This window comes from Sediminibacillus halophilus, assembly GCF_900103695.1.
Lineage (GTDB): Bacteria > Bacillota > Bacilli > Bacillales > Amphibacillaceae > Sediminibacillus > Sediminibacillus halophilus.
In genome coordinates this window covers 36,559-53,594 of the sequence record NZ_FNHF01000008.1, presented here as the reverse complement: position 1 = coordinate 53,594, position 17,036 = coordinate 36,559, and the positions used below count along the sequence as shown (strand labels likewise).

13 protein-coding genes and 1 other annotated feature are annotated in these 17,036 nt (G+C 42.0%); of the genes, 6 read left to right on the top strand and 7 right to left on the bottom strand.

Features of this window, described 5'->3' with window-relative positions; translation table 11 throughout:
* Positions 1-15 precede the first annotated feature (15 nt).
* The 3 genes from BLR82_RS19050 to refZ all read right to left on the bottom strand — a co-directional run bounded on the left by BLR82_RS19050 (position 16) and on the right by refZ (position 2,989).
* Positions 16-297 carry a hypothetical protein gene (locus BLR82_RS19050; RefSeq protein WP_139187011.1) on the bottom strand — a complete coding sequence of 94 codons (282 nt, stop codon included), beginning with the start codon at positions 295-297 and terminating at the stop codon, positions 16-18.
* 7 nt (positions 298-304) lie between these two features.
* A complete protein-coding gene (gene ezrA, locus BLR82_RS19045) occupies positions 305-1,996 on the bottom strand; it encodes a septation ring formation regulator EzrA (protein WP_074601026.1) in 1,692 nt (563 codons plus the stop codon).
* Positions 1,997-2,341: 345 nt separating this feature from the next.
* Complete coding sequence (gene refZ, locus BLR82_RS19040; protein WP_074601025.1) at positions 2,342-2,989, bottom strand: forespore capture DNA-binding protein RefZ; 648 nt, start codon at positions 2,987-2,989, stop codon at positions 2,342-2,344.
* 163 nt (positions 2,990-3,152) lie between these two features.
* Here refZ and BLR82_RS19035 point away from each other — a divergent pair, with 163 nt between their 5' ends.
* The gene (locus tag BLR82_RS19035) at positions 3,153-3,632 is read left to right on the top strand and encodes a GAF domain-containing protein (RefSeq protein WP_074601024.1); all 480 of its coding nucleotides are present in this window, start codon (positions 3,153-3,155) and stop codon (positions 3,630-3,632) included.
* 36 nt (positions 3,633-3,668) lie between these two features.
* On the opposite strand, the gene BLR82_RS19030 is transcribed toward BLR82_RS19035, so the two are convergent.
* A complete protein-coding gene (locus BLR82_RS19030) occupies positions 3,669-5,543 on the bottom strand; it encodes a sensor domain-containing diguanylate cyclase (RefSeq protein WP_245693896.1) in 1,875 nt (624 codons plus the stop codon).
* Between the two features lie 440 nt (positions 5,544-5,983).
* Between BLR82_RS19030 and rpsD the strand changes: the two genes are divergently transcribed.
* Positions 5,984-6,586, top strand: coding sequence for a 30S ribosomal protein S4 (rpsD, locus tag BLR82_RS19025; protein WP_074601023.1), 603 nt, complete (start codon positions 5,984-5,986; stop codon positions 6,584-6,586).
* Positions 6,587-7,122: 536 nt separating this feature from the next.
* Here the strand turns inward: rpsD and tyrS are convergent.
* Complete coding sequence (gene tyrS / locus BLR82_RS19015) at positions 7,123-8,394, bottom strand: tyrosine--tRNA ligase (protein ID WP_074601021.1); 1,272 nt, start codon at positions 8,392-8,394, stop codon at positions 7,123-7,125.
* A gap of 78 nt (positions 8,395-8,472) precedes the next feature.
* Positions 8,473-8,680, bottom strand: a binding site (T-box leader).
* A 150-nt stretch (positions 8,681-8,830) separates the two neighbouring features.
* On the opposite strand from tyrS, the gene BLR82_RS19005 reads away from it, so the two are divergent.
* The 4 genes from BLR82_RS19005 to BLR82_RS18990 all read left to right on the top strand — a co-directional run bounded on the left by BLR82_RS19005 (position 8,831) and on the right by BLR82_RS18990 (position 14,713).
* On the top strand, positions 8,831-11,848 hold the full coding sequence (locus tag BLR82_RS19005; protein ID WP_074601019.1) for a transglycosylase domain-containing protein: 3,018 nt from the start codon (positions 8,831-8,833) through the stop codon (positions 11,846-11,848).
* A 393-nt stretch (positions 11,849-12,241) separates the two neighbouring features.
* The gene (locus BLR82_RS19000; protein WP_074601018.1) at positions 12,242-12,895 is read left to right on the top strand and encodes a GNAT family N-acetyltransferase; all 654 of its coding nucleotides are present in this window, start codon (positions 12,242-12,244) and stop codon (positions 12,893-12,895) included.
* Between the two features lies 1 nt (position 12,896).
* Positions 12,897-13,544, top strand: coding sequence for an acetoin utilization AcuB family protein (locus tag BLR82_RS18995; RefSeq protein WP_074601017.1), 648 nt, complete (start codon positions 12,897-12,899; stop codon positions 13,542-13,544).
* Positions 13,541-14,713 (top strand): acetoin utilization protein AcuC, encoded by a 1,173-nt coding sequence (locus BLR82_RS18990; protein WP_074601016.1) that lies wholly within the window; start codon positions 13,541-13,543, stop codon positions 14,711-14,713. Before BLR82_RS18995 ends, BLR82_RS18990 begins: the two co-directional genes overlap by 4 nt.
* Before the next feature lie 731 nt (positions 14,714-15,444).
* Here BLR82_RS18990 and motS read toward each other — a convergent pair.
* Together motS and motP are read right to left on the bottom strand one after the other, a co-directional pair.
* Positions 15,445-16,206: a flagellar motor protein MotS gene (motS, locus tag BLR82_RS18985; RefSeq protein ID WP_074601015.1), complete on the bottom strand. Its 762-nt coding sequence runs from the start codon at positions 16,204-16,206 to the stop codon at positions 15,445-15,447.
* On the bottom strand, positions 16,196-17,020 hold the full coding sequence (motP, locus tag BLR82_RS18980; RefSeq protein ID WP_074601014.1) for a flagellar motor protein MotP: 825 nt from the start codon (positions 17,018-17,020) through the stop codon (positions 16,196-16,198). The genes motS and motP overlap by 11 nt, the downstream gene beginning before the upstream one ends.
* Between the last annotated feature and the right edge of the window lie 16 nt (positions 17,021-17,036).

Sequence of the window (17,036 nt, the reverse complement as noted above, 5' to 3'; positions counted from 1 at the left end):
AGGGATTAATTCGTGTTATTTCGAGTCAATATGGAGATCAGAAAGTAATTCATCGATTGAAATGACAGGTCTTTCGTTATTTGTTTCATTTGATTCAATTTCTACCGCACTGCTTCGGTTTGCAAAAAGACCAGCACTATCAAGCTTTCTATCTATCCTTTTTGCCAGCGAATGCTTGACTGTAAGTCTGCTGTCATCTTCATGCTGGAAGTCCTCCCACATCAACACAGCTGTAGTAGCCCATAACAGGATGGCCGTCACAGTCAATATGCCAATGAACAAGCTTATCTTCTTCATTTTACAATCAGCTTGGCACCTTACTATACGCTTCGAGTCTCTTTAATGCACCCGGTTCTACTTCCTCCAAGGCCTGAACAGCTTCTTCTAATGCAGGCTCATATTCAAAACTGCGGAATCTATTTTCTGCTTCGGAAAGTCTTGCTGCCAATAAAGGATATTTACTCCGATATCGATTGGCATACTGGATGACCAATTCGACCAGGTGTGCCTGTTCCAACAGCATTTCCGTCTGCTCTGTCATGGAAGACACTGCCTTTTCAGCTTCCGCTAGCGAGTGCTGGACTTCCCCCATATCAAGGGGCTGTTTTTCCAATTTTCCGGCCACGTCGTCTACCCGATCTGCAGCCTCCTCGAAAAGCTCCCAAATGAATCCCGGGACACCCGGTATATTACTTTTCATTAGCGTCCGATGCGTATCCTGAAGTGCCTTCCGCATTTCAAGGATCATTTCTTTGGCTTCCAATTCATCTTTTCTCAAAGTCTGAATCTGACTGCTAAAAGCTTCATGTCTTGCTTTAAGCTTCTCCAATTCATTGGACGCTGTCTCTATTTTTTCACGAAGTTCGATGTGGGTAGCCGTATGTTCATCAAGGCCACGATCAATACTATCAAGATCTTCTTTCAATTGTTTGACCAGTTTATCCAAGTTCAAGTGGTTCTCCAAATCTGTGTCCTCTAAATAGTAGGACTCCTGCAGGTTTTCGACTTCCTGTGTTGTTTCCTCAAAAGACTGAATTTCCGTTTCCAAATCCCGTCGGAACGAAGGCAACTGCTTTTCTACATAGTTTTTTGCAATTGCTTCTTTCTCAAGCAACTGGTACATTTCCTTCATTCGTTCTTCGACATGTTCGAGGAAAGGCACGACTTCCTCCAATACCCCTTTATCAAGCTGGTCTATAAAATCTTGCAGCTTGGTCTTATACTGATGGATCTCTTTTTCAAATCCTAAATGGGATATATGATATCCATCCTTTTTCATACCCACGATACCGTTTTGCAGTTCATCTAACTGATTAGGAAGGGTTTGCCGGCATTTTTTGTAAATCCCCGGGAATTCCTTCATTTTTGTTTCTAACTCCGACAAGTGCTCGCGTAATCCATCAACAAGTTTCTGAGCCTCAAAATAGTTGCCTTCTTCTGTAAGCTGGTAGTAGTTTTCAATCGTTCGATTGATTTCGTCCAATTCACCTTCAAAACGAGCTTCAGATTTCCCAAAATGATGGCGGTTATGCAGAAGTGATTTCCTCAGTTCTTTCACTCTCGGGTTTAACTCTTCGATTGCTTTTCGACTGTTCTCTTCCGAGTCAAGCAATTGTTCCAGCTCTACATACATTTGTTCAATGTCCGATTCAATTGCTTTCAGCGCATCATCTACACGAAGCAGATTTTGCTTCGAGACCGAAAAACGGTACCTGTCAGCTGCTTCTTCGGCGTCAAACAAGTACTCTTCCATATCTGGAAGTTCCCTCGTTAGAATTGAATCCCACCGATCCTTCCATTTTTCAAAGTTTTCCTGTGTTTCACCGGATAAATTCAATGATTTCACCCGGGATAATTCTGCACTTACATTCCTGTTCATAATATCCATCTTCCATCCTTCCAGACGGTCGACTTCATCATAAATCCTTTTGCGCCAAATAAGTCCAAAAATGATTAAAGCGATTAAAATAAGGATACCGCCGATTATGTACGCCATAAAAAACCTCCTGACTAATCCAATAAACTGTTTACATATGAGAATGAGAGGAAAAAACTTCCGTTACAGAAGGCCATCTCCCTCTCTTTTTCAAGCTCCACAGCGTTCAGTTGTTTCCGGTGACTTCAAACTTCCTGATAAAACAACGAACTCCTTTTTTCCAGATGAAAATGATTACTATTATGATACCATGTTAACTGGCATTTTTGTTTATTAATTTTCAAATTTATTCACACACCGACAAATTTTTCAAACAAACCGCCATCTGTTGTCGGATAGATGATTTTTCCGAGGGTTTGGAGATGATTTGATAGCAAGAAAAAAGCAGGTGTCGAGTACACCTGCTTAACGAGACAGTATGCTAGGCTTGCTTTTTTTATCCATTTCAGTACCTTCTGACAAGTGATCGATCCAGCGACAAATCAGATGGACATATTTCTTCGCAAAGAACTCTTGAGATTGATTCCAGTTCACCAGTGTTTTCCACTCATTCGCAGACGAATACGGGCTGTTCAACAAGCCTTTCAACTGAACATATAAAAACTGTAAATCTAATTTTGTATTACCCGAGTCTCGCAATGCTTCTTTAAATACACTGTTGATCAGGTGATTTTCCTTCGCTAAATAAGTAACCATCATTTCTCTGACGAAAACGGAATCAAGCGAAAGTTCACGATGAATAAAACAAGTAAATTGATGCTGTTCTTGCTTATAATGTATAATAGTTGCAATCATCTGCTTCAGTCGATCAATCTTCGGCATCGCTTCGGTAGTTGTCATTGTTTCCTCGAGAACAGTTAGGTATTGTTCATAATAACTGGTAACGATCGACTCCAGTAAGCCCTGCTTGCTTTTAAAATAATAACTGATCAATGATACATTAACCGAAGCTGAATGAGCAATATCGCGTACAGATGTGCCATGGTAGCCTTTTGCGTAAAATAACCTGCAAGCTGCTTCCATCACCTTTTGTTTCGTTTGATTATTCGTCACAGGTACCACCTCCTCTTGTCTTTTACGACATAAGCGGGGAGAGTCCTGCAACAGTCGCTCGTCAAATACCGCATCCTTTTGTCGAGATGACGTCTATTACCAAGAACTGTTGCAGTATGTCAGATTAATTGTCTAATAATGCAAAGGAAAAGGCGGGGATACAATGTTTGAAGTAAAAAATTATTCCGGATCCAAAGAGAAGGATTATAAACTGCTATTAAAGCAGCTGGAGGCTTTAATAGAAGATGAGCCAGATCTCATAGCTAATCTTTCCAATGCTTCTGCTTTGCTCAATCAATTTTTGGGTGATGTCAATTGGGTGGGATTCTATATTTGGAGAGAAGACGAGTTAGTTTTGGGACCGTTCCAAGGATTGCCGGCTTGTGTACGAATCAAATCCGGCAAAGGGGTATGCGGAACAGCTGTACAGGAAGGAAAAACGCAGCTTGTTGAAGATGTGAACCAGTTCCCTGGACATATAGCCTGTGATGCGGCAAGCCAGTCTGAAATTGTCGTGCCGATTCATAGAGAAGGATCTATTTTTGGTGTACTTGATATCGACAGTCCAAATAAAGGCAGATTCGATAAAGAAGATCAACATTATTTGGAACAATTTGCCGCGATTTTGGAAAAACATATATAAAAAACCAAATGAGAAGGCTGGTCATGTAGACCAGCCTTACTTTGGCTCTCCGATGCACTTGGCTTTGACTACGCAGTTTTTCCCCAGCTCCTTTGCCTGATACAGTGCTTCGTCCGCCCTGTCAAATACATTGTCCGAATGTTGTTCCTGCCCTTTATTCCAATAAGACACACCAATCGATATGGTGACGGTAGGCTCTGTAAAAGCTTCAACTTGCTTGACTAACTGGTGAGCTGTATCCATGCCATCCTCTGTGGAAGCGTTCGGAAGATAAACGGCAAGTTCTTCGCCTCCCCATCTGGCGGCAAAATCTTCCGCACCTAAATGCCCTTTTATAATCGTGGCAACTTGAATGATTAGTTCATCTCCCAGTTCGTGTCCGTATGTGTCGTTGAATTTTTTAAAGTCATCGATATCTATTAATAAAAAAGCACCTTGTTCGTCCTCCGACAAGTGTTCCTGAAGCCGTTCATCCAAATATTTTCTCGAATAAAGACTGGTGAGATAATCGGTAATGACCAGGTGTTCCAGTTGTTCTCGAAGCATCGAATTGACAAAAGCCAGCGTGGAATGATGGACAAGTGATTGGATCAGCTTGAATGCTTCAAAAGAGAAATAGTATGCATCTGGATGGAGTACAAAAATAGCTCCTTTGACTTGTTTCGATTGTACCATCGGTATTGCCATAACCGAATGATAAGGCAAACGTATTTCCGGATACTTAATGGAAAAATCGCCAATGAACACAGCATCATGTTGCCTTTTAAGAAGTTCTAGGGTATTGCCAAGGAATTGTTTCGCACTTCTGGATAAAAAGTAATCCGTACTTCCGTCTAAGACTTCGTATTCATCCTGGCTGTCTTCTTTAAAAAGAATGAATCCGATTTCTTCTGCACCGAATTTATCCTTGATTTGCCGATTCATAAAAGTGGTTGTTTCAATTAATCGCAAGTTTGAATTCAATGTATGGGACGTTTCATTAATTAATTGAAGGTCCTCGATTAGTTGTTTAGACTGTTGATAAAGACGGGCATTCTCCATAGCGTTTCCAGCTTCATTCGCCAATAAGGAGATAAATTCCACATCTTCAGCAGGGAAGGTAATAACAGTGGAAGCACAAATTTGCAAAACACCATAAACCCCTTGCTTACCTTTGAGCGGAATATACAAATTTGATTCGCAAGCTTCCGCTAATTGCTCGTATTGAACATCACCAGTAAGGAAGGCATGGACGCTAACTCTGTTGGTCACATTGTCATTATAAATCAATTCTTTAGTAGGCAGATCATCCGCCCCGGGGAACTCCTGCGACAGGAATAAATAATAATCAAACCCGGGATAAACATCCTTCAATGTGGCAATAACTTCTTCCAATACCTCTTTCGTATTAATAGAAGCATGAAATGAAGACGTAACCTGGTATAGTATCTGATTATTGTAATTGGTTTTCGCGGTATGTATGTAATTGGATAATGCGCGAAGTTGACCTGAAATCTCTTCTGCTATGGAATTCGCTTCCCGCCGGCACCAATCCGAAAAGTAATCTGCTGCTGTAAAAAGGAAGCCGACCTTTTTTTCTTCATCTCGTAAAGGAATCAGCATGGCCTGAAGAGAAGACGTAGAAAGGAACAACTCTTTTCCAGCCTCCCAGGGATCTTCTTTAGCCACTATGGAAGCTGGAAGTGTTTCTACTGCCATTTTTTCAAGTGCAGAATCATCAGTTTTCAAGCTATATCCATTTTTCCATGCATCATAATAATAGATGCCCGTATATTGTACAGGTATAAATTGCTTTACTTTCTCACAAATTTTTTTAATTACCTCATCAATGGAAGGGGTATTTTCTTGCATGAACATATCGAGCATGCGGTACCAGCTTTCACACCTCGATAATCTATTGTTGATATCCATAAATTCTCACCTATCATTAGTACGGCAGCCTACCGAAAATACGGAAGTGCCTGGAATGTTATGTTCTCTTCTAACTGTTCAAAAATTAATTGTAAATATGATATAATCATGTTTCCATCTAGTAAGTGATATAGGAGATATATCCTAATTATATATGATTAAACATGCTTTTCCTACTTATTTCCTAGAATTATTCCGAATATTTGTATCCAAGCAATCATTCCTTGACTTCTCTAATCAAAAAAACTATAATGGACTTTGTGTAAAAAAGGTAGCCTTCGTGAACCTCCGACTGTTTCATTTTGTTCCTTACAACAAGTAAGGTGTATCGTGTAACTCTCTGCTGCTGGAGCGATGGTACATGAAAACAAAATGGGCAGCGATTGGGAACACACTGTCTTATTTTATGCAAATCTTATATATAAAGGAGAAGATGTACAATGGCTCGCTATACAGGTCCTGTATGGAAAAAGTCTCGTCGTCTTGGAATTTCTTTAACTGGTACTGGTAAGGAACTAGATAAGCGTCCTTACGCTCCAGGTCAACATGGTGCTAACCAGCGCCGCAAACTATCTGAATATGGTCTTCAATTGCAAGAGAAGCAAAAGCTTCGCTTCATGTACGGAATTAACGAACGACAATTCCGCCGCTTGTTTGACCAAGCTGGAAAGATGAAAGGTATCCATGGTGAAAACTTCATGATCCTTCTTGAATCCCGTTTGGATAACCTTGTTTATCGTCTGGGTCTTGCCCGCACTCGCAGACAAGCACGCCAGCTCGTAAGTCACGGTCACGTTACCGTCGATGGCGGAAGAGTGGACATTGCTTCTTACCGAGTGAAACCAGGACAAGTGATTGGTCTTCGTGAAAAATCACAAAGTCTTAATATCGTTAAAGAAGCTGTGGAAACGAACAACTTTGTTCCTGAATACCTATCTTTCAATGAAGATGCTTTGGAAGGAACTTACACTCGTTACCCTGAACGTTCTGAACTTCCAGCAGAAATCAACGAAGCACTTATCGTTGAATTCTACTCTCGTTAATCGGGATAATTTGGAGATTAACATACAAAGAGCCCTTGAAATGTTGTTGGATCAACGTTTCAAGGGCTTTTGCATTTTATTTAACCATAATGCACCGACTTGGAAAAAAGGATAGCTTGCAAAATGCTTATTCAAGATCCAAACCTTTCCTTTATGTATATTCTAACCAAACATATTTACAGCGCACTCGTCAAATACGGTCAGCTGATAAACGTGATAGTCTCCTTTATTTTCCACATTATCGTTTGGGCCGTTCACGAACATGTTTTGTTCTTTGTTCTTCTTATGTTTCTAATTAGTTCAAGAATAAATTTTAGGGTTATACGAAAGTCACACCCTCAAAGGTGCCTCGCAATACTTCTTCACACTAAAGAAGCCCAGATTTCACCTATTCTCATGTAATCTTACATCTTAATATGAACTGGCTTATAGTATAAAATTGCAGAATTACCCTCTCTAAATTCACCTTCTCCGTATCCCTCCCCTATTGAAAAAGCAGACAGTTTCCAAGAACTGTCTGCTCTTATGAAAGTCAATCATTGAAAGCGAATCAAAAAGTACTTTTTCTTTCCTCTTCTTATGATGGTAAAGCGATCGTCGATACGATCTTCCGCTCCTATGGCTTTGTCTAAGTCCTGCTGTCTGTCGCCGTTGATGTAAATAGCCCCGTTTTTGACATCCTCCCTGGCTTGCCTTTTCGAAGAAGAAATTCCCGCTTCCACCAGAAGCTCGACGATGTTGGCATCTTCTTTTGTTTTGGTGTAAGAAGGGACGTCCTTGAAGCCCTGTTCGATTTCTTCAGCATTCAAAGACTTAATATCTCCATTGAATAAAGCGCTGGAAATCCGCTTCGCTTGATCAAGCGCATCATTGCCATGGACCATCTCCGTCATTTCTTCGGCAAGCCTTGTATGGGCAGTACGTTTTTCTGGCGCTGTCTCGAGCTCTTTTTCCAGTGACTGCAACTCCTCTTGTTCCATAAATGTGAAATATTTGAGGAATTTCATCACATCCCGGTCATCTGTATTGATCCAAAACTGGTAGAATTCGTACGGAGATGTTTTATCCGGATCTAGCCATACAGCTCCGCCTGCTGTCTTACCAAACTTGGTTCCATCCGCTTTGGTGATCAATGGCATCGTCAAACCGAAAACCTTTGCCTCTGTTTCCTCGTCCTCGCGTGTTCTGCGAATCAGTTCCATTCCTGCGGTGATATTTCCCCATTGATCACTTCCGCCGATTTGTAGCGTACAGTTCTCTTTTTCATAAAGATTCTGAAAGTCAAGGGATTGCAAAATCATGTAGCTGAATTCAGTAAAAGATATACCATTCTGGATCCGGGATTCAACGGACTCCTTGGCGAGCATGTAATTGATACCGAAGTGCTTTCCAGTATCCCTCAGGAAGTCAATTATGGTCATTTTGGACAGCCACTCGAAATTATCTCGCGCTGCCGCCGCATTCTCCCCTTGCTCAAAATTAAGCAATTTAGCAAGCTGTTGTTTGATTTTTTCACTAAACCCTTTTACAACCTCTGCTTCATTTAACGTTCTTTCCGTAGAACGGCCGCTCGGGTCTCCAATCATACCGGTACCACCGCCAATTAAGGCAATCGGACGGTGTCCAGCCAGCTGAAACCTTTTCAGCATGATAACAGGAAGCAAATGTCCTATATGCAGACTGTCAGCTGTAGGATCAAATCCGCAGTATAAGGTGACCACATTTTCCTCTAAATGTTTTTTCAATCCTTCTTCGTCGGTGGTCTGTTGCACAAGACCCCGCATTTGCAAATCTTCTAAAATATCCATGCTTTACACTCCTTCTTCAACTATTGGCTAAATGGACTAACTAAAAAGCAAGACAAACAAAAAAACCTCCTCCCCAAAAAAAGGGACGAAGTTGTTCGCGGTACCACCCTTGTTGCATTCCAAAGAATGCCACTTGATTCGATAACGGCCAGGCAAGCCGTCTCCTGGTTTCGCAGGAGAAACTCCAGAACGTAATTCATGAATTTGTTTTGTACTGCCTTTCAGCATCCGGCAGCTCTCTGACAACAGGGAACAATCCACTACTTCATTCCTTCTTCGCTGTTACATTTCAGAAGTTCTGAAAATATTACATTTTATTTACTAATGATACATTAATACCATATCTTTTGGGTAAATGCAATAATATATGGAGGAATGCCTGCGATTAAGTTGACTGCTGTGCTATAATATAGATTGATATTTAGGAGGTTTTGCTGTGAATCTGAAAAATTTTGCGGTCAAATATAGAGATAAACTGAAGGAATGGTGGCAGGCAGGTAAGATTCAGAAAAGCTTTCGAATCACCTACGATGTTGTTTGGAATATCATGCTCTTCTTTATCATCATCGGATGTATCGGACTGTTTTTTGCAGGTGGTACGGGAGCCGGATACTTTGCCTCACTTGTTAAGGATGAACCGGTAAGATCAGCTGAAAACATGAAAGAAGAAATATATAACTATGAAGAAACATCGGAATTATACTTTGCTGATAACAAATACTTAGGAAACATCCGCTCTGATTTGTACCGGGAGGAAACCAGTCTAGACAAGGTATCTGATTATGTAAAGGATGCCATCATCGCCACGGAGGACTCCGAATTTGAAACACACAACGGCGTTGTCCCCAAAGCGATTTTACGCGCTATTTATCAGGAAGCGACAAATTCATCAGTTAAGACCGGTGGAAGTACGCTGACCCAGCAGTTAATCAAAAACCAAATTCTCACCAACGAAGTGTCCTTTGAAAGAAAGGCTAAAGAAATACTCTTGGCCATGCGATTGGAAAAATCACTTAGCAAGGATGAAATTTTGGAAGCCTATCTTAACATTGTCCCGTTTGGCAGAAACGCATCGGGAGACAATATTGCAGGGATCGAAACAGCAGCACAGGGTATTTTCGGTGTGAAAGCAAGCGAAATCAATCTTGCACAGGCAGCATTCATCGCCGGTCTCCCGCAGAGTCCATCCTACTACACACCTTTTACCAATACGGGAGAAATAAAAGATGAAGATGCGCTTCAGCCTGGCTTGAATCGGATGCAGACCGTCCTGAACAGAATGCTGGAAGCCGGGTATATCACCCAGGACGAATATGAGAAAGCAGCTGACTACGATATCACTGCTGACTTCACAGAGCCTACACCTACTCCTTTGGACAAGTATCCTTACTTGACTAATGAAGTGGAAGAACGTGCCAAGGATATCATCATGAAGCAGCTTGCGGAGCAAGATGGTTACACAGAAGAAGACATTGCCGGCAACGACTCACTTCAGGAAGAATATAGTATTCTAGCAGACAGGAATTTACGACGGAAAGGATACAAGATTCATACGACCATCAACAAAAAAATCTATGATGCCTTCCAAAAAATTGGCGAGGAGTATGATAATTACGGCCCTGATAAGCCGCAAACTGTAATTGATCCCGAAACTGGTGAAGAAACAACCATTATGGAACCAGTCCAGGCTGCTGGAATGCTGATTGAAAACAGCAGTGGAAAGATCATCAGTTTCCTCGGCGGGCGGGGATACGATACTTCAGAAGTAAACCATGCGACAGACACGTTGCGTAACAACGGAAGTACCATGAAACCACTATTAGTTTATGGACCTGCTATGGAAGCTGGTGTGATCCAGCCGGGATCGATTGTTCTTGATCACCATTTAAATGCAAGATATCCACAGCTTCCGAAAAATTGGCCAAAGAACTACACAGGTACAACACATGGACTTGTTACAGCGAGGGAGGCACTGAAAAAGTCTTACAATATTCCGGCCGCTACGACGTATCAGGAAATTGTCTCCAGCGATCCGGCAACCAACTACCTGGAAAAAATGGGCTTCTCCTCTCTTACAGAAGAGGATCACACCAATGCTTCTTTAGCAATTGGTTCCCTGGGTGAAGGGGTCACCGTAGAAGAAAACGTAAATGCTTTCTCCACTTTTGGAAACAATGGAAAGTTTGTCGATGCTTACATGATCGATAAAATAGAAACAAAAGACGGAGACGTTCTATACGAGCATGAAAGCAAGCCGGTCGACGTTTTCACGCCGCAAACCAATTATCTGACTGTGGATATGATGCGGGATGTACTAACAAGCGGAACAGCTACCTATACGCAATCCCGTTTATCCAACCGAAGCGTCGACTGGGCCGGCAAGACAGGTACCTCCGTTGATTGGTGGGACGCATGGTTTGTAGCCACCAACCCAAATGTAACGATGGGAACCTGGATCGGTTATGATACACCAAAAGAATTGACTTGTAACGCTCAATATCCGTGTAGCACAGGATACAGCAATCGGAACATCGGTTTATGGTCCGAACTGGTCAATGCAGCTACCGAGATCGATCCGAGCCTGATGGCTCCCGACAACAAATTCGACAGACCCGATAATATTGTAGAACGTTCTTTCTGCCGTACTTCCGGGATGTCTCCTTCCGATTTATGTAAAGATATCGGATTAGTGGGCTCTGATATATTCAACAGTAAATTTGCCCCAGACGAAGAAGATAACAGTCTTGTTAGCGGTGATTTTGTTAAGGTTGATGGGAAGTCCGTGAAGGCCGGAGATAAATCGCCATCTGAATTCACCGATGGTGACGGCGTGTCCTTGAATCCGGATTGGCTCGAGGTAAACATGTATGACACATTAAGTGACTTATCCGTATTAAAGCCAAGAAATGCGGGAGGAGCATGGGATAAGGTATCGTTTACGGCAGGAAGCAGTGCTTCTTCCGATATCTCTGATGACGGAAAAGCCCCTGCGCCGCCGTCTTCCTTATCTAATAGCGGAACAAAGCTTAAGTGGAAAAAGTCATCAAGCAATGATGTAGTCGGCTATCGAATATTCCGTGCAGAAAGTAAAGATGGACCGTTTAGTTTAATCGGGAATACAACCGATTCAAGCTTTACTGTTCCAAGTAAAGGAGCAGTCTATCAGGTAAAAGCAGTGGACTACTTCGGCAGGGAATCCTCCGCTTCCAAAACGATTCAAATCGGAAAATTGAAGGATGAATCGAAAGACAAGAAAGCTGATGAGAAAATGGACAAAGATAAAAAAGAAAAAAAGAAACAGGAAGAAGACAAGGAAAAGCAGGACGAATCTTCTTCTGATGATGAAGCGGAACAGCAGTCAGATAGTAACGAACAGGAAAACGATGATCAAACTGAGGACCAAGACAATCAGCAGAATGAACAAGAAGATGATTCAGAGCAACCAGAAGAATAGTGGTCAAATGAGACATCCCAAAGGCCCTTCGGTTTCGAAAAAACCACCAGCATGTTGGTATCATGCTGGTGGTTTTCCTTTTAGGTCGGAAGTCCTGAATACATTTTTTCATCGACCAAACAAAGAGAATAAATTGCAGGCTATTTTATCATGTTTTCTGTTCAAGATAGGATTAGAAGTATGCTAATCCAGCACTGCGTAAATTGCCTCAGCTAACATCTGCTTAGTTTACTGGGATAGCCTATCTTTCGCCTAATTAGATTAAAGCTGCCAAGTAGTATATTGACTCTCTTTTCTAAACGACTAGTGGATGTATGTCTATCATTCTTGTTTTTAAACACTTGCAGTTCCTGTATAATGAAAATATACATTGAACATTCAGGTGGTGACACGGTGAAGCATGATAAAAACTACCATTCCCTGCAATTGGATACAGAGCAGGGAAATATAATTGTAGAAGGCCCACTCCCTTCTTCTGCTTTAAAAGCTTACCATTTCCATGAAGGACTTAGCGCTTTCCGTCCTGCTCCTAAACAATTTGAAGCATTACAGGATATTGCCGATTTCCCAGAAGGTCGTATTGTTATTGCAAGGACTGCGGACACAATCATTGGATATGTTACTTATTTGTATCCCGATCCGCTTGAACGCTGGTCTGAGTTCAATATGGACGATTTGATTGAACTTGGCGCTATTGAAATAGCAGCAGATTACCGAGGAAACAAGATTGGTTCTCACCTTTTAAGCGTCTCCATGCTCGATGAAGAAATGGAGAATTATATTATTATTTCAACAGAATATTACTGGCACTGGGATTTAAAAGGAACAAAATTAAGCGTCTGGAATTATCGGAAGGTAATGGAGAAAATGATGTATGCGGGTGGACTGACCCCTGCCCCGACAGACGACCCGGAAATTGTTTCCCATCCTGCAAATTGCTTGATGGTGCGAATTGGCAAAAATGTACCGAAAAGCTCGATTGAACAGTTCGACAAGCTGCGCTTTTTACAGAGGGAAAAGTACCGTTCTTTAAGGGAGGGAATCTAACATGCTTGTAGAAGAAATCATGAAAACGAAAGTAATCACGTTGACTCCCAAATCAACCATAGCCGAAGCCTTGAAAATTTTGAACGAGCATCCCATCCGGCATATCCCGATAGTGAATAGCGGGAAACAGGTCGTTGGCATCGTCTCAGATCGGGATGTCCGTGACGCCAGTCCATCTATTTTTCAACAAGACCACGCTTCTGATGAATTATATAACCCGATTCATACAATCATGAGCACCCCTGTAGTGACGGTTCACCCGCTTGATTTTGTAGAAGAAATAGCAGCGATTTTCTATGAACAGGAATTCGCATGCGTACCTGTGGTCAGTGAGAATAAGCTTGTTGGAATCGTTACGGAAAAAGACATGCTGTACACACTGATTCAATTGACTGGTACAAATGTACAAAGTTCTCAATTAGAGGTGAAAGTACCCGACAGAGCCGGAATTCTTCCCGAAGTGGCAAATATTTTCGGCAAACGAAAAGTGAATATTACCTCGGTACTGATTTATCCATACAAAAGTGATCGCCAGTATAAGATCCTCGTTTTTCGTTTTCAAACAATGAACCCGCTTCCAATAAAAGCTGACTTAAAAGCAGCTGGTTATCAAGTGCTTGGTCCTGATGCAGAGGATCCTGCCTTATGAAGCGAGAACCAGTATTTATATATTCAACCGCTTATACGGACTATCATTTCAATGCCGACCATCCATTCAACCAACAAAGGGTCGTTATGACAAAGGAACTCTTAGAAGCGGAAGGCAGGCTATTTGATCATCAGATTGTTACGCCAAGACTGGCTAAAGAAGATGAATTAGCCCTAGTCCATGACCCCCGGTACATAGAGGCCGTCAAACAGGCAGGAAACGGGCAGTTACAACAAGAGGAAGCATGGCAATTTGGATTAGGCACTGAGGATACCCCTATGTTCTCCGGCATGCATGAGGCTGCTTCATTGTTAGTAGGCGGTACATTGACAGCAATAGACAGTGTACTGAACAACCGGGCTCCTCAAGCATTGAATTTAGGCGGTGGACTGCATCACGGATTTAAACGGAAGGCTTCCGGTTTTTGTATTTACAACGATGCTGCGGTTGCAATCAAGTATATCCGCGAGCACTATGGCTTACGGGTTTTATACGTAGATACCGATGCCCATCATGGAGATGGCGTACAATCCTTCTTTTATCATGATCCGGAGGTCTGTACACTATCCATTCATGAAACAGGCAGATACTTATTCCCAGGTACGGGAAGCACGAGTGAACGTGGTGTTAAAAATGGCTATGGATATACGTTCAATCTCCCTGTCGATGCTTTTACAGAAGATGAATCTTTTATATCTCTCTATGAATCCGCTTTCAAAGAAGTGGCCGAATATTTTCAACCTGATATCATTATCACCCAAAACGGTGCCGACGCACATTGTTACGATCCGCTTACCCACTTGTGTTCCACAACGAAGACATTTGAAGTTATTCCCAGATTGGCGAAAGAGATCGCCGAGCAATATTGTGGCGGCAAATGGATCGGCTTAGGAGGCGGCGGGTACGATATCTGGCGGGTGGTACCTCGAGTATGGGGGCAGCTATGGAGTGTCATGATGACAGGGGACATTTTGACTGGCCCCCTTCCTGCTGAATGGAAAGGAAAATGGGAAAGGATGTCTCCGGTTTCGCTTCCTGACAATTGGCAAGACGAAGCGGGGATATACAAACCAATCCCCCGTAAACAGGAAATCACGGAAAAAAACCGGCTGACACTTAATCAATGCCTGCAATATTGCAGAAATAAGCAGCAGTATAACAATAGTTGAAAAAGCCTTTTCACAGCAACACAATTGAAAATGCTTTTATAATAAGAATGTTTTTCACAGTAAATTAAACTGCGCAGTAACTGTAATAAGAGGTTTCATTGCCTATTCAAAAAGAGTATTAGCCAACGCTTCGGGAGCATACTTTGCTTTCCGCTGGCACGGCTTCAGCTAACTTGGTAAAGAAAACCGCTTTACCAAGTGGATCTTCAGCTCGCGCTTTTCCCGCAGGAGTCTACGTAAATTTCCTGCGCTAAGAAGCATGTTGATTAACGCTAGCGTAGAAACTTTTATTTTGAAACCCATATCAGGAAACGAGTATTTTTCTTCATAAAAAACAGGTAGGGTTCCGGCTTTTCTCCTTCTCTTGGACTTTCTCCTTGTTTTCCTAGTTATATGCAGTACCAAGTGATTCAAGAGAAAAATGTCTAGTACACTCGTTTATAAACAGGAAGCTGTTCTCAGCGGAGGAAATGCATCGGTGAAATCCCGCAGAGCGCAAGCTCGAGGAAGTTCACCAGCCGCCCGCGGGAAGCGCAGGGTATTTCCGCAGCGTCAGACTCCAACTAAATATTTAAAAAAAATTAGGTAGACTAATTCAAACTATGTCGCAGTTTCTATCTAATGCGCCAGTTGCTTCTTTTAAGGGAAATGGTTGATATTTGTCCATAGTAAAACCCGAGCCTAAATTCGGGCTCGGGTTTCCGTAAATAACTAAATCTTTCTTGCTAGTTCTATTCATCCGTTTCCTGAAGCAAGACAATTTCCACGCGACGATTCTTGGCCCAGTTAGCTGAAGAATCATTTGGTACAAGCGGACGAGTATCACCATAACCTGCAGCACTGAAACGTTCTTTTTCCACATCGCCGTTATTGATCAAATACCGGACCACCCGACTTGCTCTTGCAGCTGATAATTCCCAGTTGGACGGAAATCGATAATTCGAAATTGGACGGTTGTCTGTGTGTCCTTCTATCCTGACAGCATTGGAAATATTGCTTAACAAAATATCAACCTTGTCCAACAGTACTTCTCCATCGTCGATAATATCGGCTTCCCCAGACTCGAATAAGACTTTTTCCTGGAGAATCAGGACAACTCCGTCATCGGTTTGATTCGCTGTAATCACATTGTTTAAATCATTTTTATCCAGAAAAGCAGTCACCTGACGCATTAAATCATCCGTTGAATCCGCTTTTTCCTGTTCAGAAGAATCTTGCTCATCCATTTTTTCATCTGATTCATTCATCTGTAAGCCTGACTGCTTATTATCGGTATTTTCAGCAGGATTTTCCATAGGGATCGGTGATGGTGATTGTTCAAAAATCTTACTACTGCGGAATGATTCTGCCAACGCCTCAAATTTCTCTAAATCAATCTGGGACATGGAAAATAACAGGATAAAGAAAACGAGGATCAGTGTCACCATATCGGCATATGTAACCATCCATTTCGGTGCTCCCTTATCTTTCCGCCTTCTCTTTCTAAGCTTCATGAATGGAATCTCCCAAAATCGAACTCTCTACCTCTTCATCTGCCTTGTATTTCACATCATCGGATAGAAAAGCGGTCAGTTTTTCTTCCAGTATTCTCGGATTTTGTCCTGATTGCACTCCGATGACACCTTCAATAATAATTTGTTTAAAAAAGATTTCTTCCTCCGTCTTGTTTTCCAATTTCCCTGCCATCGGGATAAATACCAGATTGGCCAGCACTGTCCCGTAAAAAGTCGTTAACAAAGCGACTGCCATATTCGGCCCCAGTGTAGAGGGATCTTGTAGATTATTGAGCATGAGTACAAGTCCAATCAGAGTTCCAATCATTCCCCACGCGGGTGCATATTCGCCAGCCTTTTCAATAATTAAACGTCCCTTGTGGTGGCGTTCTTCCAAGGCAGTGATTTCTGCATGCATGATATCATGAATAACTTCTGATTCGATCCCATCCACTGCAAGAAGAATCCCCTTTTTAAGAAAAGGATCATCCACTTCTTCCAGCTCATTTTCCAAAGCAAGCAACCCTTCTCTCCTCGCTCTCTCTGACAGATGGACGAATAGACGGATTAATGCTGGCAGACTTATGTCACTTTTCGTAAAAGCTTCTTTCATGACATGACTGGTAAGTTTTATTTGCTCTAGATTGAAGTTAATCAATATAGCTGCGGCAAGTCCGCCGATCACAATTAAAATCGATGAAACTTGAAGGAAGGAAAGGACTCCTCCACTTCCTCCGCTCGCTAAAATACCAAACATCAGCATGACAAAACCCAACGTGATACCGACTGGAGTCAGGATGTCTCTTTTTTTCATACTCTCTCTCCCCAAT

Excerpts from the sequence above, each read along its gene's own strand:
- BLR82_RS19050 (WP_139187011.1), bottom strand. The coding sequence starts at position 297 with ATGAAGAAGATAAGCTTGTTCATTGGCATATTGACTGTGACGGCCATC.
- ezrA (WP_074601026.1), bottom strand. The coding sequence starts at position 1,996 with ATGGCGTACATAATCGGCGGTATCCTTATTTTAATCGCTTTAATCATT.
- BLR82_RS19035 (WP_074601024.1), top strand. The coding sequence starts at position 3,153 with ATGTTTGAAGTAAAAAATTATTCCGGATCCAAAGAGAAGGATTATAAA.
- BLR82_RS19030 (WP_245693896.1), bottom strand. The coding sequence starts at position 5,543 with ATGGATATCAACAATAGATTATCGAGGTGTGAAAGCTGGTACCGCATG.
- rpsD (WP_074601023.1), top strand. The coding sequence starts at position 5,984 with ATGGCTCGCTATACAGGTCCTGTATGGAAAAAGTCTCGTCGTCTTGGA.
- tyrS (WP_074601021.1), bottom strand. The coding sequence starts at position 8,394 with ATGGATATTTTAGAAGATTTGCAAATGCGGGGTCTTGTGCAACAGACC.
- BLR82_RS18995 (WP_074601017.1), top strand. The coding sequence starts at position 12,897 with ATGCTTGTAGAAGAAATCATGAAAACGAAAGTAATCACGTTGACTCCC.
- BLR82_RS18990 (WP_074601016.1), top strand. The coding sequence starts at position 13,541 with ATGAAGCGAGAACCAGTATTTATATATTCAACCGCTTATACGGACTAT.
- motS (WP_074601015.1), bottom strand. The coding sequence starts at position 16,206 with ATGAAGCTTAGAAAGAGAAGGCGGAAAGATAAGGGAGCACCGAAATGG.
- motP (WP_074601014.1), bottom strand. The coding sequence starts at position 17,020 with ATGAAAAAAAGAGACATCCTGACTCCAGTCGGTATCACGTTGGGTTTT.